The 18,652-nt window shown below is 69.1% G+C and carries 18 protein-coding genes; 8 read left to right on the plus strand and 10 right to left on the minus strand.

Going from position 1 to position 18,652, the window contains the following annotated elements:
• Positions 1–180 precede the first annotated feature (180 nt).
• The 3 genes from EDC64_RS10515 to EDC64_RS10525 form a co-directional block, all read right to left on the minus strand.
• Positions 181–3,351: an efflux RND transporter permease subunit gene (locus tag EDC64_RS10515; protein ID WP_132031240.1), complete on the minus strand. Its 3,171-nt coding sequence runs from the start codon at positions 3,349–3,351 to the stop codon at positions 181–183.
• Complete coding sequence (locus EDC64_RS10520; protein WP_132031241.1) at positions 3,351–4,547, minus strand: efflux RND transporter periplasmic adaptor subunit; 1,197 nt, start codon at positions 4,545–4,547, stop codon at positions 3,351–3,353. Before EDC64_RS10520 ends, EDC64_RS10515 begins: the two co-directional genes overlap by 1 nt.
• A 127-nt stretch (positions 4,548–4,674) precedes the next feature.
• Positions 4,675–5,304, minus strand: coding sequence for a TetR/AcrR family transcriptional regulator (locus EDC64_RS10525; protein WP_132031242.1), 630 nt, complete (start codon positions 5,302–5,304; stop codon positions 4,675–4,677).
• Positions 5,305–5,529: 225 nt separating this feature from the next.
• On the opposite strand from EDC64_RS10525, the gene EDC64_RS10530 reads away from it, so the two are divergent.
• Positions 5,530–5,946 (plus strand): DUF3574 domain-containing protein, encoded by a 417-nt coding sequence (locus tag EDC64_RS10530; protein ID WP_132031243.1) that lies wholly within the window; start codon positions 5,530–5,532, stop codon positions 5,944–5,946.
• A gap of 9 nt (positions 5,947–5,955) precedes the next feature.
• Here EDC64_RS10530 and EDC64_RS10535 read toward each other — a convergent pair whose 3' ends face one another.
• A complete protein-coding gene (locus EDC64_RS10535) occupies positions 5,956–7,227 on the minus strand; it encodes a haloacid dehalogenase-like hydrolase (RefSeq protein WP_132031244.1) in 1,272 nt (423 codons plus the stop codon).
• A 137-nt stretch (positions 7,228–7,364) separates the two neighbouring features.
• Between EDC64_RS10535 and EDC64_RS10540 the strand changes: the two genes are divergently transcribed.
• Positions 7,365–8,054 carry a sulfate transporter family protein gene (locus EDC64_RS10540; protein ID WP_132031245.1) on the plus strand — a complete coding sequence of 230 codons (690 nt, stop codon included), beginning with the start codon at positions 7,365–7,367 and terminating at the stop codon, positions 8,052–8,054.
• 6 nt (positions 8,055–8,060) lie between these two features.
• On the opposite strand, the gene nth is transcribed toward EDC64_RS10540, so the two are convergent.
• A complete protein-coding gene (gene nth, locus EDC64_RS10545) occupies positions 8,061–8,924 on the minus strand; it encodes an endonuclease III (protein WP_132031246.1) in 864 nt (287 codons plus the stop codon).
• A 21-nt stretch (positions 8,925–8,945) separates the two neighbouring features.
• On the opposite strand from nth, the gene EDC64_RS10550 reads away from it, so the two are divergent.
• The 6 genes from EDC64_RS10550 to EDC64_RS10575 all read left to right on the plus strand — a co-directional run bounded on the left by EDC64_RS10550 (position 8,946) and on the right by EDC64_RS10575 (position 13,050).
• Complete coding sequence (locus EDC64_RS10550) at positions 8,946–9,473, plus strand: DUF2244 domain-containing protein (RefSeq protein WP_245504644.1); 528 nt, start codon at positions 8,946–8,948, stop codon at positions 9,471–9,473.
• Between the two features lie 185 nt (positions 9,474–9,658).
• Positions 9,659–10,381 carry an SDR family oxidoreductase gene (locus EDC64_RS10555; protein ID WP_132031248.1) on the plus strand — a complete coding sequence of 241 codons (723 nt, stop codon included), beginning with the start codon at positions 9,659–9,661 and terminating at the stop codon, positions 10,379–10,381.
• Positions 10,382–10,532: 151 nt separating this feature from the next.
• Positions 10,533–11,063 carry a nuclear transport factor 2 family protein gene (locus tag EDC64_RS10560; protein ID WP_132031249.1) on the plus strand — a complete coding sequence of 177 codons (531 nt, stop codon included), beginning with the start codon at positions 10,533–10,535 and terminating at the stop codon, positions 11,061–11,063.
• Between the two features lie 238 nt (positions 11,064–11,301).
• On the plus strand, positions 11,302–12,192 hold the full coding sequence (locus tag EDC64_RS10565; protein WP_245504653.1) for a bifunctional helix-turn-helix domain-containing protein/methylated-DNA--[protein]-cysteine S-methyltransferase: 891 nt from the start codon (positions 11,302–11,304) through the stop codon (positions 12,190–12,192).
• 51 nt (positions 12,193–12,243) lie between these two features.
• On the plus strand, positions 12,244–12,648 hold the full coding sequence (locus tag EDC64_RS10570; RefSeq protein WP_132031251.1) for a TIGR02301 family protein: 405 nt from the start codon (positions 12,244–12,246) through the stop codon (positions 12,646–12,648).
• Positions 12,649–12,780: 132 nt separating this feature from the next.
• Entirely contained in the window at positions 12,781–13,050 is a 270-nt protein-coding gene (locus EDC64_RS10575) for a hypothetical protein (RefSeq protein WP_132031252.1), read from the plus strand.
• A 130-nt stretch (positions 13,051–13,180) separates the two neighbouring features.
• Here EDC64_RS10575 and EDC64_RS10580 read toward each other — a convergent pair whose 3' ends face one another.
• The 5 genes from EDC64_RS10580 to EDC64_RS10600 form a co-directional block, all read right to left on the minus strand.
• A complete protein-coding gene (locus EDC64_RS10580; protein WP_132031253.1) occupies positions 13,181–14,677 on the minus strand; it encodes a leucyl aminopeptidase in 1,497 nt (498 codons plus the stop codon).
• A 118-nt stretch (positions 14,678–14,795) separates the two neighbouring features.
• Positions 14,796–15,359: a chlorite dismutase family protein gene (locus EDC64_RS10585; protein WP_132031254.1), complete on the minus strand. Its 564-nt coding sequence runs from the start codon at positions 15,357–15,359 to the stop codon at positions 14,796–14,798.
• 109 nt (positions 15,360–15,468) lie between these two features.
• Positions 15,469–16,212 (minus strand): SDR family NAD(P)-dependent oxidoreductase, encoded by a 744-nt coding sequence (locus tag EDC64_RS10590; protein ID WP_132031255.1) that lies wholly within the window; start codon positions 16,210–16,212, stop codon positions 15,469–15,471.
• A 91-nt stretch (positions 16,213–16,303) separates the two neighbouring features.
• Complete coding sequence (purF, locus tag EDC64_RS10595; RefSeq protein WP_132031256.1) at positions 16,304–17,809, minus strand: amidophosphoribosyltransferase; 1,506 nt, start codon at positions 17,807–17,809, stop codon at positions 16,304–16,306.
• A 21-nt stretch (positions 17,810–17,830) separates the two neighbouring features.
• Entirely contained in the window at positions 17,831–18,562 is a 732-nt protein-coding gene (locus tag EDC64_RS10600) for a CvpA family protein (protein WP_132031257.1), read from the minus strand.
• Between the last annotated feature and the right edge of the window lie 90 nt (positions 18,563–18,652).

Consider the following 18,652-nt stretch of genomic DNA (forward strand, 5'->3'; position numbering starts at 1 on the left):
CTCATGGGGGGTCGCGTGCGGGACCAAGGCGAGGGGGAAGGCAGGGGCGGCGCCGCGGCGCCGCATCCAGCTTCACATTCGCATCGAACACCGCATACAAAGGCCGCAGGCCATGGCTGCACCGCTGGGTTGAAATGTTATAGCGGATAATTCGTTCTTTTTATCGAACGTGTCAAGCCCCTACTCCGCCGCCCGCGGGATTCCCGGCAAAACGTGCTGCCGCGCATCCTCCGGCTCCTTCGGTTCGGCCGGGCCGTCCGGATTGTGCTCGTCCCTTTTGCCGACGAACCGGCCGAACACGCGGCCAAGCCCGTGGTCGAGATCGTCCATCACCGAGAACACGGCCGGCACGAACACCAGCGACAGCACGGTCGAGGCGATCAACCCGCCGATCACCGCGATCGCCATCGGCGCGCGGAAGGACCCGCCCTCGCCGAGCGCCAGCGCCGAAGGCACCATGCCCGCCGCCATGGCGATCGTGGTCATCACGATCGGCTGGGCGCGCTTGCGGCCGGCCTCCATCAACGCCGTGTAGCGGTCGTGCCCCGCCGCCATGGATTCGATCGCGAAATCGACCAGCAGGATGGCGTTCTTGGTGACGATGCCCATCAGCATCAGAAAGCCGATGACCACCGGCAGGGAGACCGAATTGCCGGTCAGCAACAGCGCAATGAAAGCGCCACCGATCGACAGCGGCAGCGAGACCAGGATGGTGATGGGCTGGAGCACGTCGTGGAACAGCAGGATCAGCACCGCGAGCACCAGCATGACGCCGGCGGCGATCGCGGTGGCGAAGCCGGAGAACACCTCCGCCATGATCTCGGCGTCGCCGGATTCCTTCAGGCTCACGCCCGGCGGAAGATTGCGCGCCGCCGGCAGCGCCTTCACCGCCTCGAGCGCGGAGCCGAGCGGGGTGTCGCCGACGAGGTCGGCTTCGACCGCGATGCGGCGCGCCCGGTCGTAGCGATCGAGCGCCGTCGGCCCCTTGCCGAATTCGATGCGGGCCACCGAGGAGAGCGGGACCGACACACCCGGCGTCGAGGTCGGAACGCGGATCGCATCGAAGGTTGCCAATTGGCCGCGCGCCTTCTCGTCCATCTGCACCCGGATGTCGATCTGGCGGTCCTTGGCGGAGAATTTGGCGAGATTGGCGTTGATGTCGCCGATGGTCGCGATGCGCACCGTCTCGGCGATCGTGTCGACCGACACGCCGAGTTCCGCCGCCTGGTCGAGCTTCGGGACGATGCGGATCTCCGGCCGGTCGAGCGCGGCCGAGGAGACGACATTGCTGAGCACCGGCACGCCGTCGCGCACCTCCTTCTCCAATTGCAGCGCCGCCCGCTCCACCGCCTCGCCGTCGTTTCCGGAGAGGATGACGGTGAAGCCGCGCTGCGCGTTCTGGCCGTTCGCGCTCCAGCTGAAGCGCATGTCGGGAAGCGTCGAGAGCGTCGCGTGCAGGCGGTCTTCGAACTCGGACTGAGTCGCCGTGCGGTCGGCGCGCGGCTTGAGATTGACCACGACCTGCGCCTTGCGCACTTCGCCCGCCATCAAGGCGAGCCCGCCCTGCCCGCCCGATCCGGCGGTGGTGTAGACGCTCGCGACCTCCGGCTGCTCCCGCATCAGATCGGTGATGCGGTCGGCGATCTTCTGGGTCTCGCCGAGCGTCGTGCCGGGCGGCAGTTCGACGGTGAGCATGGAGCGCGAAATGTCGTTCTCCGGCAGGAAGCCGGAGGGCAGAAGGGTCGAGAGGAAGATGGTCCCCGCGAACACGCCGAGGCCCATCAGGATGGTGATGAAGCGGTGGCGCACCGACCAGCCGAGAAGCCGCAGATAGGGGCGCATGACCGGGCCGTCGCCCGTGTGCCGATGGCCGGTGTCGCGCATGAAATAGGCCGCGAGCAGCGGCGTGATCAAGCGCGCGACCGCCAGCGAGAACAGCACCGCGATCGCCACGGTGATGCCGAACTGCTTGAAGTACTGGCCTGCAATGCCGCCCATGAAGGAGACCGGCACGAACACGGCGGCGATTGTCAGCGTCGTGGCGACGACCGCGAGGCCGATCTCGTCCGCCGCCTCGATGGCGGCGCGGTAGGGCGATTTCCCCTGCCGCATATGGCGCACGATATTCTCGATCTCGACGATTGCGTCGTCGACCAGGATGCCGGTAACCAATGTGATGGCGAGCAGGCTGACGGCGTTCAGCGAAAAGCCGAGCAGGTCCATGACCCAGAAGGTCGGCAGGATGGAGAGCGGGATTGCCAGCGTGGTGATCAGGGTGGCACGCCAGTCGCGCAGGAACAGGAACACCACCACCACCGCGAGGATCGCGCCCTCGATCAACGTGTGCATGGCGGATTCGTAGTCGGCCTTGGTGTAGCGCACCGTCGTGTCGATCATCGCGATCGAGATGCCGGGATGGCTCGCCATCAGCCGCCCGACCTCCTCCTCGACCCGGTCATAGACCGTGACGTCGGAAAAGCCCTTGGCGCGGTAGACGCCGAAGGCCACGACCGGCCGGCCGTCGAGCCGGGCGAAGGTGCGCGGCTCCTCGGCGCCGTCATAGACCTCGCCCAGATCCTTCAGCCGCACGTACCGCCCGTTGGTGAGGACGATGCGGGTGTCGGCCAGTTCGTCCACCGTGGCGGCGCCGGCGAGGGTGCGGATCGACTGTTCCTGCGTGCCGACCTCGCCGCGCCCCCCGGAGACGTCGAGATTCGTCGCGCGCAGCTGCCGGCTGACCTCCGCCGCCGTAATGCCGAGCGCCATCAGGCGGTCGGGATCGAGCGCGACGCGGATTTCCCGCATCACGCCGCCCTCGCGCTTGACCTGGGCGACGCCGCGCACCCCCTGGATCGCCCGCGAAACCGTATCGTCGACGAACCAGGACAGTTCCTCCGTGCTCATGGCCGGCGAGGAGACCGCATAGGTGACGATCGGCAGCCCCTCGATATCGACGCGCTGGATCAGCGGCTCCTCGATCGACTGGGGCAGTTCGGTGCGGATCTTGGTGATCGCGTCGCGCGTGTCGTTGACCGCGCGGTCGACCTGCGTCTCGAGATGGAACTCGATCGTGGTGACGGACGCGCCTTCGGAAATCGAGGAGGTGATGTGCTTGACGCCGGACACGCCGGCGACCGCATTCTCCACCTTCTTGGTGACCTGTGTCTCCAGTTCGCTCGGCGCGGCGCCGGGCTGGGCGACCGTGACCATGACGACTGGCACGTCGATATTCGGCATCTGGGTGACCGGCAGCGAGCGGAAATGCACGACGCCGAGCGCGGTCAGGACCACGAACAGGACCAGAGAGGGGATCGGCTTTCGGATCGCCCAGGCAGAGATATTGAGAGCCATCAGCGCACCCCCGTCCGGGTTTCGCTCGTATTGAGCGGCGCCGCGACCGGATTGACCTTGTCGCCGTCGCGCAGGAAGCCGCCGGCCCGCACCACGACGCTGTCGTCGGGGGAAAGTCCCTTGAGGATCTCGACGCGCCCCTGGCTCTTCAGACCCGGCTCGACCCGTCGTTCGGCGACCGTGCCGTCGGTGACCGTGAGGACATAGGCCCCCGTCGCGTCGAACATCACGGCCGAGAGGGGAACCGTGAGCCCATCGCGCCGGGTGAGCTCCACCTGGCCGCGCGCATAGGTGCCGGGGCGAAGGCGCGGATCCGGATCCAGCGCGACCTTGACCCTTCCGAGGCGCGTCGTCTTGTCGAGCTGCGCCGCGATCAGGCGCACTTTGCCCTCGACCGGCGCGGAGAAGCCGGCCGGCGTCACCGCGACCTTCTGGCCGACGGCGATGCGCGCCATGCTCGCTTCCGGCACCTCGGCATCGAGGTCGATCGCGCCGTCGGCGGCGATCCGGAACAGCGGTTCGGAACGGGTCGAGAGGACGATGGAGCCGATCCGCGCATCGCGGGTCAGAACGGTGCCGGCTTCCGGCGCCCGGATGTCGGTGCGCTTGAGGCGCAGTTCGATCTCGTCGCGCTGCGCCGCCACGAGGGTGGCGTCCGCCTCGGCCGCGACCAGCGCCTCACGCGCGGCCGCCACCTGGGCGGAGGCGACCTTCACCGCGCGTTCGCGCTCGTCCAGCACCTCCTGCGAGGCGACGCCCGTTTTGCGCAATTGCCGGGAGCGCTCGACGGCGGACGTCGCCTCGGCCTCCTGCGCCAGCATCTGGTCGAGCGTGGCGCGCTGCTGGGCGATCGCCGCCCGCGCTTTGGCGGCATTGGCGACGTTCTGTGCGAGCTGGACGTCGAGCATGTCGCGCGACAGGCGCGCGAGGACCTGGCCCTTCTCCACCTTGTCGCCCACCTCGGCGAAGATCTGCATCAGCCGGTAACCCTCGATCTCCGGGCCGACCTGGATCTCCTCGCGCGGCACCAGCGAACCGGTGACGAGCAGCGTCTCGGAGAGATCGCGGCGCTGCGGGTGGGTGACGCTGACGGTCAGGCCCTTGGCGCCGGTCGCGGCCGGCGCCTCGGCGAAGGCCGGCGCGAGGGGCGTGCAGGCGAGGAGGAGGGCGGACGCGAGGCGAATCAAGCGGGACATGGTGTCCTCAGGGTTCCGGTCGGGCACGTTTCGGGGCGACGCACCGGGCAGAAGCCCGGGCGCCCGGCGCAAGAGCGCGCAGGCCTAGCTAAAGCCTGCGTCGGATTTCGGGCAGACCGCGCGGGTATCATGGTCGGTCGGGATCCATGTCGCGCGGCGCCACCATGCGGCGGACCAGCGCGGAAAAAGCCGGCAGCCGGCCGGTCAAATCCCAGTCGGGATGCAGCAGATGATGCAGAACCAGCCCGTCGCCGATCACCTGGAGCAGCACCACCAGGTCGTCCGGATCCAGCCGCGCATCGATCTCGCCGCGCCCGGCGGCCCGGACCAGAGCGGTGCGGAGCATCGCCCGCGTCTCCTCCTCGACCGGTTCGAGCGCGCTGCGCAGCCGCGGATTGCGGATCGCCTCCGCCATGATCTCCGGCCCCAGCTTCGCGCAGGGATCGGCCTCGGGAGACAGCATCTCGGCGAGCTTTTCAGTCAGCGCGTCGATCAGGCTCGGCGCGCGCTCGAGCTCTTCGAACATCTGCCCCTTTTCGGCACGCTCGCCCTCGACGATGGCGCCGATGATGGCTTCCTTAGAGGGGAAATAGCGATAGAGCGCGCCCGGACTCATCCCGGCCTCGGTGCAGATCTGCTGCATCGAGGTGCCGTGAAAGCCCTCGCGCGAGAAGCACAGAACGGCCGCCGACAGGATCCGCCGGCGCTGTTCCGCGCGGTGGTCGGCCTGCGGCGTGGAAGCGGCCTCAAGGTCCATAAGGGAAAGCCGAAATGAGAATGAACATTCGCTCTCATCTAGGGGCGGAGGGGAAAGGGGTCAAGAGCGAGCGTTCGCTCTCGGCGTTGCCGGCCCCTGCGGCGCGCTGCCGCGCCGGCGTCTCTCCGGCACCAGATCGGGCGGCGGCGGGGATCTGGATCGCAACATTCCTGTTGCCTCCCCCTTCGCGCGCTCTAGATAGACGCAAAGCCGGAGGAAGAACGCATGCTGGCCCGATCTCTGTGGAGCGCGGTTTTCCTGTCTCTCGCCGCCATCGGCGCCGCGGCCCAGACCGCCGCGCCGGCCCCGGGCTGGCAGGCCACGCTTTGGGCGGACAGCGTGATGGTGCAGAGCCAGTTGCGGTTCGACCTCGAAAGCCCGGACGGGACGGGGGTGAGCGACCAGCAATGGGCGACCTTCGTCAGCGAGACGATTCTGCCGCGCTTTCCCGATGGAATCACCGTGCTGGAGGCGCGCACCTTTCGGGCGGCCCGGGCCACGGGCGAGCGGCTGGTCCTGATCGTCCACCCCAACACGCCGGACGCGACCGGCAAGGTCGTCGAGATCAAGACCCTGTTTTCAAAGCGCTTCGCCGGCGCCGCGGTGGACCACCTCGACTTCCCGGTGCGGGTGGTCGACTGATCCCCGCTCTCAGTCGCGGACCAGCCGCTCGGCGGTTTGTCCGAACGGCAAGGTCGCGGCGGACGGGCGCCATTCGCCGGTCGTCTCGTTCCGTCCCTGGAGCATGAAGCGGGGGTCCTTCTGCCGGGCCTCCTCGACCGCCATGCGGCTCAGGGTCCCGATCTTGCCGCCCTTGAGCCGGTTGACGATCACGCCGAGGCGGGTCTCGGGGAAGGCGCTCAGCATGTCGGCATCGCCGTCGCTGTCGCCGAACACGAGGAGCGGCCCGAAGCCGCGCTCGGCGACCATGGTCCTGCGGATCGCCTCGACCTTTCCGGGGCCCCAGGTGATCGGCCAGTCCGGCGCCGGATGCCAGTCCATGCGGCCGGCCACCTGCGCCATCCGGATGCCGAACACGCGGTCTTCCGGCAGGCCGTAGCCGTACCGGGGATCGCAGGCGAACACCTTTACCACCTCTTCGGCCGAAGCGCTGACCACGAACACGTCGATGCCCGCTCTCCGCAAGGCGTACTGAATCGCCGCGATTTCGGGCGTCAGGCGCAGGCCGTCCAGGTGGCGCTGCCGGACCACGCCCGCGCGGCCGGGCCGAGCCGCGGGACTGACGACCTCGATCCACGCCATGGCGCGACCCAGCCCCGCATCGTTGTTCCCGGCGGCGAGACGCTGAAGCTGCTCGGTCGTATTGCCGGCAAGGAAACCGACCACCCAGGCATCGCCGAACTGGTCGCCGAACGTGTCCACCAGGGCATTGTAGGCGAACAGCAGCTTGGCCCGCAGGCTCTGCAGGCGCTCGTCCTTGGCGAGGTCCGCATGGCGCTCGGCCGGGGCCGGCGTGCCGTAGCTGGCGGCGAGCGCGGCATAATCGGCATCGAGATCCGCGGCGAGGTCCGCGAACGCCACCGGCGTGCCCTGGATCGTGGTATAGGCCGCGGCGAGCGGCCCCTCGGGAACCGACAGCCGCACCACCTTGGCGAAATCCTCCGGCGCGAGCCGGAAGGCGAAGGTGTCGAGGAGGGTGAGGAGTAGCGTCTCCTCGCAATCGTTCATGATCGAGGTGTTGTCCCAGTCGAACACCGCGTAAGGCCGCCGCGCGGAATCATAGCCGGGGCTGCCGCGGCCATGGTCGCGCATCAGGCCGCGCAGCCGGGCGCGCAGGTCGGGCGCGATCTTGAGCGGCACGAGATCAGGCAGGACGACGGAGGACCCGGCGGCCATCGAAGCACCGGGCAACACGACCAAAGGCGCAGCGGCAAGGCCGGACAGGAAGGCGCGACGGTCCATGATCTCTCCCGGAGGCAAAGTGGTACCCGATCAGGAAAGCCATGGCCGGTGACACCGCAATGACGCCTGCCCTTGAGGCGGTGCGGGCGGCACCCCACTTGAGCAGCGGCCCTGCCGCCTCACCCGGATCTCCCCGCATGCTGTCCGACGCCTTTACCGCCTTCGCCCAGATTTTCTCGCCGCGCCTGCGCGGCGTGCTGCTGAAGGCGATCGCGCTCGCCGTCGGTCTGCTGATCGTGCTCGCGATCGGGCTCAATGTGGCGCTGAACCATCTGGTGGACATTCCCTCCTATCCCTGGCTGGAGACCACGCTCGCGATCGTGGCGGGGCTCGGCATCGTGCTCGGTGCGCTCTATCTCGTGCCCGCCGTGTCGTCTTTGGTCGCCGGCCTGTTCCTGGACGACGTCGCCGATGCGGTGGAGCGGGCGAGCTATCCCGGTATGCCTCCCGGCACGCCGCAGCCGATCGCCCGATCGCTGGCCTATACGGTGCGTTTCTTCCTGATCGTACTCGCGGTCAATCTGTGCGCCCTGATGCTGCTCCTCGTGCCGGGGGTGAACATCGTCATCTTCTTCATCGCCAACGCCTATCTGCTCAGCCGGGAATATTTCGAGCTGGCCGCGATGCGCCATGGCTCGCCGGCGGAGGCGCGCGCCCTGCGGCAGGCCAATGCGGTCACGGTGTTTCTCGCCGGCCTGCTGATCGCCCCGCTGCTGATGGTGCCCGTGCTCAATCTGGTGACGCCGATCTACGGCACCGCCTTCATGGTCCATCTTCACAAGCGCCTCGCCGGCCGGCGGCGCAGCCGGCTTATCGAAGGCGCCTGAGGCGGGTCAGACCGTCTTGTCCGGCCAGCGGCACAGATCGAGGATGGGACAGCGCGGGCAGTCCGGCAGGCGCGCCTTGCAGACATAGCGGCCGTGTAGGATCAGCCAATGGTGCGCGTGCAGCTTGAAGCGGTCCGGCACCCGCCGCTCCAGCGCCAGTTCGACGTCGAGCGGCGTCGCCCCCGGTGCGAGGCCGGTGCGGTTGGCGACGCGGAACAGATGGGTGTCAACCGCGATCGTCGGCAGGCCGAACGCGATGTTGAGCACGACGTTCGCCGTCTTTCGCCCGACCCCGGGCAGCGCTTCGAGCGCCGCGCGGTCGGGCGGCACCGCCCCGCCGTGCCGCTCCAGCAGCAGGCGCGAGAGCTCCACGACATTCTTCGCCTTGCCGCGATAGAGGCCGAGGGTCCGGATATAAGCCGCGACGCCGTCTTCGCCGAGCGCCAGCATCGCCGCCGGGTTCGGCGCGGCGGCGAACAGGCCGCGCGTCGCCTTGTTCACCCCGGTATCGGTCGCCTGGGCGGACAGCACCACCGCCACCAGAAGGGTGAAGGCGTCGGTATAATCCAGCTCGCCCTCGGGTTCAGGATCCCGCCGCGCAAACCGCGAAAACGCCTCCTCCACCTCCGCCTCGGACCAGATCGCGACGGTGCGCCCATGGACCGCCGCGGCGGCATTGGCGACCGCACGGCGGCGGGCCGGCCCCTGTGCGGTCGCGGCCTCGGCCTTCAGCCGCGCCGCCGCGCGCACCGCCCGCGGCTTGGTGGGCGGCTTGGCGGCCGACTCAGTGGCCGGCCTGGCGCCCGGCACGCCTTCCGGTTCGGCGGGTGCGACCGGCGATACGCCCGAACGGGTGGTCTTTCTGGCCATCGTCCCCGTATAATGAGGGTTATGATCAAGGCCAATGACCTGCCCTTCCCCGAGGATGGCGAACCCACGGTTTTCGCCACCGTCATGGCGCCGCACCGCTCGCTCTCACAGCGCGGCTTCGTGATCTTCATGCTGGCGATCGGCGGCGTGAGCTTCGCCTGCGGCCTGGTCTTCGTCTCGATGGGCGCCTGGCCGATCTTCGGCTTTTTCGGGCTCGATGTGGCGCTGGTCTATTTCGCGTTGCGGTCCAATTTCCGCGCCGCCGCCGCGCGGGAATTCATCCGCATCACCCCCAGCTTGGTCCAGGTCCGCCAGGTCTCCGCCCGCGGCAAGGCGCGCGACGTGGAGATGAACCCCTTCTTCACCCGCGTCGCCCGGCGCGACGTCGAGGAACTCGGCACGCTCGACCTGTCCCTGGTCTCGCGCAGCGCGCAGACCCCGGTCGGGATCCATCTCGGGCCGTGGCAGAAGACCGAACTCGCCGATCATCTCGGCGATGCCCTCGGCAAAGTGAAACGCGGCGTCACGCGCACGGTGTTCGACAGCTGATCCCGAACCCGCTGGTCCGCCCGAAGTCACCCGCTCCCCCGCGACATTGAGGCGACCGGTCGCGCCGCGCCGGCGTGGCGTTCGCCCTGCATTGTCGAGCTGTGCTGAACACGGTGTCGTCGATTGGGCGGCTACTCGCGACACCCATTCGCACCCATCCTTTGCTCTCCACCACGGGAGCGAAGATGGACAAAGTCATTCTCATCACCGGAGCCTCCAGCGGGATCGGCGCGGGCCTCGCCCGCGAACTCGGCGCCGCCGGGGCGAAACTCCTGCTCGGCGCCCGCCGGCTGGACCGCGTCGCGGCGATCGCCCGCGACATCACGGCGGCCGGCGGCACCGCCGAAGGGCGCGCCTTGGACGTCACCGACCGCCGGTCCATGGCCGCCTTCGCGCAGGCCGCCTTCGACACCTGGGGCCATATCGACGTCCTCATCAACAATGCCGGCATCATGCCGCTCTCGCCCTTGTCCGCCGGGAAACTGGACGAGTGGGAGCGCATGGTCGACGTCAACATCAAGGGCGTGCTCTGGGGCATCGGCGCGGTGCTGCCCGCCATGGAGGCGCGCGGCAGCGGCCAGATCATCAATATCGGCTCCATCGGCGCCCTGTCGGTGGTGCCGACTGCCGCAATCTATTGCGCGACCAAATTCGCGGTCCGGGCGATCTCGGACGGACTGCGCCAGGAAAGCCGGGCGATCCGCGTCACCTGCGTCAATCCGGGCGTCGTGGAGAGCGAACTCGCCGCGACCATCACCCATCCGGAGACCAAGGCGGCGATGGAGGCCTATCGCGCGGTCGCGCTTCAGCCGGCCGACATTGCGCGGGCCGTGCGCCACCTGATCGAGGCGCCGGACAGCGTCGACACCACTGAAATCACGATCCGCCCCACGGCGTCGCCGAACTGATCCGGCCGCGACGCAATGAACGACCGCGGCTTCGCCCCCCGGCGATCGGCACGCGGTCTCGGCGATCCGGAGCGTCCGCACCCCGCCTCGATCGCCGCCGGCCCAGGGTGCCGTCCAAATGACGTCCGCAACCCGAAAAAGGAGAGATCCGATGACGTTTGCTTTCAAGGACAAGACATTGGCGACCACCGGCCGCGGCCTGCTGCTCGCGCTCGCCCTCGTCGCGACCCTTGCGCCGGCGCGCGCCGGTTCGTCCGGCGCACCGGTAGAGACCGTGACGGCGCGGAACGAGGCCGTCGTGCGCGACGCCTTCGCGCACTGGGCGGCCGGCGGAAACGTCTTCACCATCCTGTCCCCGGACGTGGTCTGGACGATCCACGGATCCGGCCCGGTGGCCGGCACCTATCACGGCGTGAAAGATTTCATCGATCGCGCCTCCGCCCCCCTCGTCAGCCGCCTCGCGACCCCGATCACGCCGCGCGTCGAGGACATCTGGGCCGTCGGCGACACGGTGATCGTGCGCTTCGACGGATCGGCCACCACGACGTCGGGGGCGCCCTACCGCAACCAGTTCGTCTGGATCTTCCGGATGAAGGACGGCGCCGTGATCGAGGCCGAGGCGTTTCTCGATCTCGTCGCCTATCAGCGGGTCGTCGAGAACAACGCGCCGCGCCCGCGCTAGAGCCCGTTCGATCGATGCGAAGCGAGTGATTTGCCGATCGGGTCTTTCGGCCGGGTCGGATCAGACGCCAGACCGGCGGCGTCCCGCACGGGGGTTCCCGCGCGGGACGCGAAGGCCTGATCGCCGCGCCGGCCGGGCCCGTGAAATCGGGTGGGCATGCCCGTCCGTGTGTGGTGGGATATGCGCGATGAGACCGGGGAGATCCGCCGTGCTGGCCCAGGAGCCGTTCACCCTCGATGTGCCGAAATCCCTCGGCCCCCTGACGACGCCCGCGACACCGCTGGAAATCGCCGCCTGCGACTATGATGTGGTGCGCCGCGCCGTGGCTTATGTGACGACTCATGTCCGGCACCAGCCCGAGGTCGAGGACATCGCGCGGGCCAGCGGCGTGACCGCGCGGGCTTTGACCGATCTGTTCCGCCGCTGGTGCGGCCTCACTCCCAAGGCGTTTCTCCAGGCGGTCACGCTCGACCGCGCCCGCCGCGTGCTCGCGGAGAGCCCGAACGTGCTCGATGCCGCCCTCGAACTCGGGCTTTCCGGGCCGGGTCGGCTGCACGATCTGTTCGTGGTCCATGAGGCGATGTCGCCCGGCGAATGGAAAACCGGCGGCGCGGGGCTGGAAATCCGCTTCGGCTTTCACCCCTCGCCGTTCGGCACCGCGCTCGCCATGTCGAGCCATCGCGGCCTGTGCGGTCTCGCCTTCGCCGATGCCGGTGAGGAGACAGCGGCCTTCGCCGACATGACACGGCGCTGGCCCAATGCCACCTATGTCGAGGACCCCGCCACCACGCAGCCCCTCGTCCGCCGGATCTTCGACGCCGACGCCTGGCGCGAGGACCAGCCGCTGCGCATCGTCTTCATCGGCACGGATTTCGAGGTGCGGGTCTGGGAGGCGCTGCTGCGCATCCCGCTCGGCCGCGCCACGACCTATTCCACCCTCGCCGGCCATGTCGGCAGTCCGCGCGCCGCCCGCGCGGTGGGCGCCGCCGTGGGCCGGAACCCGATCTCCTTTGTCGTGCCCTGCCACCGCGTCCTCGGCAAGAGCGGCGACTTGACCGGCTATCATTGGGGCCTCACCCGCAAGCGGGCGATACTCGGCTGGGAAGCGGGGAAGGTCATCGGCGCGTGAGACGCCGCGGGACCGCTTGACCCGCGGGTTCGGGCACGGCACGAACGGGGCATGCGATCCACCCGCCTCCGCGCCACCGTTCTGCTCGTCCTCGCGGCGCTCGTCTGCGGTGCCGGCGCCGGTCCGGCGCGGGCGGTGGAGGGTTCGACGCCGCCCTACGAGGCCGACCTGCTGAAGCTCGCGGAACTCCTCGGCGGGCTGCATTATCTGCGGCCTTTGTGCGGCGTCTCGCCCGAGACCCAGACCTGGCGGCAGGAAATGCAAGGGCTCCTTGATGCCGAGCAGCCCTCGGACCCCCGCCGCGGCAAGCTGATCGCCGCGTTCAATCAAGGCTATACCAGCTACGCCCAGGTCTACCGCACCTGCACGCCCGCCGCCGCGCTCGCCGTTCAGCGCCAGATCGCGGAGGGCGCGCGGCTCGCCCACGAGATCGTGGTGCGTTACGGCGGGAATTGACCCTACGGCATTAACCCTTCGTTCAGAACTTGCGCGACGCGGCGTGCCGGCATGCTACTCATGGCGAGCCTTAGGGCAGTCAGGGATAGCCCTAGGGCTGTCCGCCCGCGCCGCAGCCAGGAGAAGCGCATCGTGTCGAGCACCGGCTTCGCCGCCCGCATCCGAGACATCTCCGATGCCGCGTCCGACGAGCGCCACGCCGCTTTGTCCTATCTCGACGACGCCTGGACCGAGGCCGTCCGCGACGGTCTCGACGAGGACAGCCTGGTGCAGGCGGCCCTGTTCACCGCCTTGCGCTCGCTGGTGGCGACCTATGGCGAGGAGCCCTGCGCCACTTATGTCGAGGGCCTCGCCGCCCGCATCCGCGCGGGGGAATACACGCTGGTGGGGCAGCGGCAATAGAGCGGTTTCGGCCAGGCGGCGCCGCCGTCTGACCCCCTGGCGCCTGATCCGATCCTGCTGAACGCGAGGATCGGAGCCTGCTCGAAATTCGCGATTGGTACAGGACGCCGCCACGGCGGCGCCGCTGCCTTCACCCCTCGTAATGGTCCGCCACGAGGCGATCCAGGAGGCGCACGCCCCAGCCCGACCCCCAGCTCTTGTTGATGTCGGTGCCCGGCGACGACATGGCGGTGCCCGCAACATCGAGATGCGCCCAGGGGGTCTTGTCGACGAAGCGCTGGAGGAATTGCGCGGCGGTGATCGAGCCGCCATGGCGCCCGCCGGTATTCTTCATGTCGGCGAAGCGGCTGTCGATCATCTTGTCGTATTCCGGCCCGAGCGGCATGCGCCACACCCGTTCGCCGGTCGCGGCGCCGGCGGCGGAGAGCCGGCCGGCCAGTTCGTCGTCATTCGAGAACAGCCCGGCATATTCCTGGCCGAGCGCGACCAAAATCGCCCCGGTCAGGGTGGCGAGGTCGACCATGGCGCGCGGCTTGAAGCGCTCCTTGACGTACCAGAGCACGTCGGCGAGCACGAGACGGCCCTCGGCGTCGGTGTTGATGATCTCGATCGTCTGCCCCGACAGCGAGGTGACGATGTCACCCGGCCGCTGTGCCGCCCCGTCCGGCATGTTCTCGACGCAGCCGATCACGCCGACCGCATTGACCTTCGCCTTGCGCGCCGCCAGCGCATGCATCAGTCCGGTCACGCAGGCGGCGCCGCCCATGTCGCCCTTCATGTCCTCCATGCCGGCGGCCGGCTTGATCGAGATGCCGCCGGTGTCGAAGGTCACGCCCTTGCCGATGAAGGCGACCGGCGCACTGTCCGCCGCCGCGCCGTTCCAGCACATGACGACGACGCGGCTTTCCTTGATCGACCCCTGCCCGACGCCGAGCAGCGCGCGCATGCCGAGGCGGTCCAGGTCCGCATCGCCGAACACCTCGACCTCGACGCCGACCGCGCGCAGCGCCTCGGCGCGGCGGGCGAATTCCGGCGGGTCGAGCACGTTCGGCGGCTCGTTGACGAGATCGCGGGCCAAAGTGACGCCGTCCGCGACCGCGTCGCGGGCGACCCAGGCGCGGCCGGCGGCGGCGGGATCCGCCACCTGGAGCGTCAGGACGAGGGGCGCGGGCTCCGTCTCGCCTTCCTTGCGGCGGGTCTTGTAGCGGTCGAACCGATAGGCGCGCAGCCGCGCGCCGAGGGCGATCTCGGCCGCCGCCTCGGCCGGCAAAGCCCGCCCGGGCGGATCGAGCAGCAGCGTCGCCTCGCGGGTGCCGGCCGGGATCCGCCCCGCCGCGAGCCCGCCGAGCCGCAGATGGTCGCTCTCCTTGAGATCGGCGGACTTGCCGACGCCAAGGATCACCAGGCGCGAGACGTCGAGCGGCTCCGGCGCCAGCATGTCGACGGCGGCGCCCAGCTTGCCCTTGAAGCGGTCCGCCTCCATGGCGCGGGCGATTGCGGACGACACCGGCTTCAGCAATTTCTGCGCCGCCCGGCCGAAGGCCAGCGTGTCGTCCGCGAGCGCGATCAGCACGCCCTTGGGAGCCGCGCCATGCTTGGCGAACTTGATCGTGACGGTCTCGGCCATGGAATCTCCGGAAGACGGCAAGGGGGACGGGCGCCGGGGCGCGGACCCTCTGTCTAATACGTTCGGAAGCCGGCGACAAACCGGGCGACAGAACGAGGCGCGCGCCGCCCCGATCGGCTCAGGCGCTGAGGCGGATATCCACCTCGCGCTCGACATAGCGCCACTCCTCGGTGCGGCGGAGCTTGTCGACCATGTCTTCGAACGCGCCGGCATGCTCGGGCGCGTATTCGAACCAGGTCAGGAAGTCGAAGGGCTCGCCGAGTTCGCGCGCATGATGCAGCCGTCGCGCGACGGCGGGCAGATAATCGAGGCCGATGCCGATATGGCGCGAGCGCTCCTCGAAAATGGCGCGGCGTTCGTCCTGGGCGAGATCCCACCAGGCCTGCGTCTTGCGGATCGGGATCAGCGCCGCGCGCGTCGCGGCGGCGCGCCCCAACCCCTCTTGCCGCGCCTTCAGCGCATCCGCCTCGGCACCGGTGGTGTAGCGCAGATTGCTCGTCGTTCCGGCGAGGATCCAGGCCGGCGCCGCACCTTCCGACATGGCGGCGGGCATGTCGGGCGCCGTGTGGACCGCGAGCCGGGCCGCGCCCGGCAGGGCATCGCCGATAACGGGCGAGATCCTGTCGATGCGCCACGCGCCCGAATGACCGGCGGAGAACAGGACGCGCAAGGGAGCAGGCATGAATCCAATATACACCGGCTTTTTGCGGCGCAAAAGACCAGCGCGCGCCGCAGCAAAGCCTGTGCCGGACGGCGCCGCGTCAGCCGGGGCCGCGTCAGCCGGGGCCGCGTCAGGCGGGGCCGTGGAAATCCAGCAGGGTGCGGGTCGGGAAGTCGTAATATTTCCCCGTCGTCGCGCAGCTCGGCAGGCACAGGCTCAGGATCGCGCCGGCGGCAGCCTCGGGAACCTCCAGCGCCATCGGGTCCTCTCCCGGAAACGCCTTTGCCCGCATGCGGGTGCGGATCGGGCCGGGATTGAACAGATTGACCTTCAGGTTTCCGGTCACCGTCTCGGCGGCCCAGGTCCGGCCGAGCGCCTCGAGCGCCGCCTTGGTGACCGTATAGGGCCCCCAATAGGCCCGCGCTTTATGCGCCGCCCCGGACGTGACGAACACCGCACGCCCGGCGGTGGACAGCCGCAGGAGCGGGTCGAGCGAGCGCACGAAGCGGTAATTGGCGGTCAGGTTGACGCTGACCGCCTGGTCGAAATCCTTGGGGTCGACATGGCCGAGCGGGGTGACCGGGCCGAGAATGCCGGCATTGCCCACGAACACGTCGAGCCGGCCATAGCGCTGGTAGAGCGCGGCGCCGAGCCGGTCGATCGCGTCGTAATCGGTGACGTCCAGCGGCACCAGGGTCGCGCTGCCGCCGGCCGCGCGGACGGCGTCGTCCACCTCTTCGAGGGCGCCCTCGGTGCGGCCGACCGCGACCACGTGAGCACCGGCACGCGCCAGAGCGAGGGTGGTGGCGGCGCCGATCCCGCGCGTGGCGCCGGTGACGAGGGCGATCCTGTCGGCGAGCGGCCGTTCGGTCATGGCAGGTTCCGGTTGGGCTGGAGCGCGGTCGGCGCCGAGGCCGGCCGGCCACGGCGAAGCGGCGCCCGCCGCTCCGCCCGCCGGCGCGGCGTCAGCTGGCTTCCGCGAGGAGCGAGAGCTGCTGCGAGGCGACCGCGCCCGCTTTGTCGGTGAGGGCGGTCGGATAATCGCCGGTGAAGCAATGGTCGGTGAATTGCGGCCGCGCCGGATCGCGCGCCTCGCAGCCCATGGCGCGGTAGACGCCGTCGACGGTGAGAAACGCCAGGCTGTCGGCGCCGATATAGCGGCGCATGCCCTCCAGATCGTGGGTGGCGGCGAGCAGCTTGTCACGGTCCGGCGTGTCGATGCCGTAATAATCCGGATGGGTGATCGGCGGGGAGGCGATGCGGAAATGCACCTCGCGCGCGCCGGCGTCGCGCATCATGCGCACGATCTTCACCGAGGTCGTGCCGCGCACCAGGCTGTCATCGACCAGGATGATGCGCTTTCCCGCCACCACCGAGCGATTGGCGGAGTGCTTCATCCGTACGCCCTGGTCGCGCACATTCTGGGTCGGCTGGATGAAGGTGCGGCCGACATAATGGTTGCGGATGATGCCCAGTTCGTAGGGAATGCCCGAAACCTGGGAGAAGCCGATCGCCGCCGGCACCCCGGAATCCGGCACCGGAACGACCACGTCGGCCTCCGCCGCGCTCTCCTCGGCCAGAACCTGGCCCATCATCTTGCGGACCTGATAGACCGAACGGCCGCCGACGATGGAATCCGGCCGGGCGAAATAAATATATTCGAAGATGCAGGGCCGCGCCTGCATCGGCGGGAAGGGCTTGTGCGACTGCACGCCCTCGTCGTCGATGACGATCACCTCGCCATTCTCGATGTCGCGCACATAGGTCGCGCCGATAATGTCGAGGGCGCAGGTCTCGGAGGCGAGGATATAAGCGTCGCCGAGCTGGCCGAGCACCAAAGGCCGGATGCCGAGCGGATCGCGCGCGCCGATCAGCTTCTTGTTGGTGAGCGCCACCAGCGAATAAGCCCCCTCGATGCAGCGCAGCGCGTCGATGAAGCGGTCGACGAAGCGCGCTTTGCGCGAGCGGGCGACGAGATGGAGGATCACCTCGGTATCGGTGGTCGACTGGGTGATCGCGCCGTCGCGCACCAATTGCTTGCGCAGCGTCAGGCCGTTGGTGAGATTGCCGTTGTGGCCGATCGCGAAGCCGCCGGCATCGAGTTCGGCGAACAGCGGCTGGACGTTGCGCAGCAGGGTTTCGCCGGTGGTGGAATAGCGCACATGGCCGACCGCGGCCTGGCCGGGCAGTCGGTCGATCACCCGGGCGTCGGAAAAGGTGTCGCCGACGAGGCCGAGGCGGCGCTCGGAATGGAAGCGGCGGCCGTCATAGGCGACGATGCCGGCGGCTTCCTGGCCGCGATGCTGGAGCGCATGCAGGCCGATCGCCGCGATCGCCGCCGCGTCCGGATGGTTGAACACGCCGAAGACGCCGCATTCCTCGCGCAGCCGGTCGCCGTTCAGATCGGCATCCCAGTCGCCCGCGCCGGCGCCTTGGCCGAACGCGCCCTGATCCCCGCTCGCATGGTCCATTTCGGGTCCTCCGCTCGCCGGCTACTGGCCGGCGCCGCGCGTGCTTTCCAGCAATTGGTCGAATCCCTGGCGATCTCCGCGGCGGTAGCCGGAATTTCCGCCCGCATTCGCGGCCGGTCCCGTCGCAACCGTCGTGCCTCCCGCGCTGCCGCCGGTGCTTCCCCCGTCGCTGCGCTGTCCGCCCGGCACGGCGCCCGGAACGGTTCCCGGCGCGGCAGGCGTTTCCCCGTCTTCGCCGGGTGTGCGTCTCAGCCGCTTGAGAATGGTGTTCTCCGGGTCGTCCGGCAACAGGGAGACCAACCAATTTCCCGTGTTCTGCAGCACCGGACGCGATTTGGCGTTCAGCGCCCACGGCGGCTGGCTCTTTTCCGGCACCAGCCAATTGAAGAACAGGAAGGCCACCACCATGACCAGAAGGCCGCGGGCGAGGCCGAACAGGAAGCCGAGCGTGCGATCGAGCGCGCCGATCCGGCTGTCGAGGACGATGTCCGATATGCGGGCGCTGATGATCGACACGATCAAAAGGGTGCCGAGGAACAGAATTCCGATGGTCACGGCCAGCGCGACCGTGTCCTGGGTGACGTATTGCTTCGTCACCGGCAAAAGCTGGGGATAGAAATACACCGCCACCCCGGCCGCAGCGACCCAGGACACGATGCTGAACACTTCGCGGAGCAGCCCCCGCACCATGGCGAGCAGCCCGGATACGAGCATGACCCCGATGACGATCAGATCCAGCAACGTCACAGGCATGGGCGCGGCAGACCTTCCGATTGGACCGCCGGAGAATCAGCGGGACGGCAAACCCATAATGCCACGGACTGCCTGTCGACGGGACCTATA

This window comes from Aquabacter spiritensis (assembly GCF_004346185.1).
Taxonomy (GTDB): domain Bacteria; phylum Pseudomonadota; class Alphaproteobacteria; order Rhizobiales; family Xanthobacteraceae; genus Aquabacter; species Aquabacter spiritensis.

Excerpts from the sequence above, each read along its gene's own strand:
- EDC64_RS10515 (WP_132031240.1), bottom strand. The coding sequence starts at position 3,351 with ATGGCTCTCAATATCTCTGCCTGGGCGATCCGAAAGCCGATCCCCTCT.
- EDC64_RS10520 (WP_132031241.1), bottom strand. The coding sequence starts at position 4,547 with ATGTCCCGCTTGATTCGCCTCGCGTCCGCCCTCCTCCTCGCCTGCACG.
- EDC64_RS10525 (WP_132031242.1), bottom strand. The coding sequence starts at position 5,304 with ATGGACCTTGAGGCCGCTTCCACGCCGCAGGCCGACCACCGCGCGGAA.
- EDC64_RS10530 (WP_132031243.1), top strand. The coding sequence starts at position 5,530 with ATGCTGGCCCGATCTCTGTGGAGCGCGGTTTTCCTGTCTCTCGCCGCC.
- EDC64_RS10535 (WP_132031244.1), bottom strand. The coding sequence starts at position 7,227 with ATGGACCGTCGCGCCTTCCTGTCCGGCCTTGCCGCTGCGCCTTTGGTC.
- EDC64_RS10540 (WP_132031245.1), top strand. The coding sequence starts at position 7,365 with ATGCTGTCCGACGCCTTTACCGCCTTCGCCCAGATTTTCTCGCCGCGC.
- nth (WP_132031246.1), bottom strand. The coding sequence starts at position 8,924 with ATGGCCAGAAAGACCACCCGTTCGGGCGTATCGCCGGTCGCACCCGCC.
- EDC64_RS10550 (WP_245504644.1), top strand. The coding sequence starts at position 8,946 with ATGATCAAGGCCAATGACCTGCCCTTCCCCGAGGATGGCGAACCCACG.
- EDC64_RS10555 (WP_132031248.1), top strand. The coding sequence starts at position 9,659 with ATGGACAAAGTCATTCTCATCACCGGAGCCTCCAGCGGGATCGGCGCG.
- EDC64_RS10560 (WP_132031249.1), top strand. The coding sequence starts at position 10,533 with ATGACGTTTGCTTTCAAGGACAAGACATTGGCGACCACCGGCCGCGGC.
- EDC64_RS10570 (WP_132031251.1), top strand. The coding sequence starts at position 12,244 with ATGCGATCCACCCGCCTCCGCGCCACCGTTCTGCTCGTCCTCGCGGCG.
- EDC64_RS10580 (WP_132031253.1), bottom strand. The coding sequence starts at position 14,677 with ATGGCCGAGACCGTCACGATCAAGTTCGCCAAGCATGGCGCGGCTCCC.
- EDC64_RS10585 (WP_132031254.1), bottom strand. The coding sequence starts at position 15,359 with ATGCCTGCTCCCTTGCGCGTCCTGTTCTCCGCCGGTCATTCGGGCGCG.
- EDC64_RS10590 (WP_132031255.1), bottom strand. The coding sequence starts at position 16,212 with ATGACCGAACGGCCGCTCGCCGACAGGATCGCCCTCGTCACCGGCGCC.
- purF (WP_132031256.1), bottom strand. The coding sequence starts at position 17,809 with ATGGACCATGCGAGCGGGGATCAGGGCGCGTTCGGCCAAGGCGCCGGC.
- EDC64_RS10600 (WP_132031257.1), bottom strand. The coding sequence starts at position 18,562 with ATGCCTGTGACGTTGCTGGATCTGATCGTCATCGGGGTCATGCTCGTA.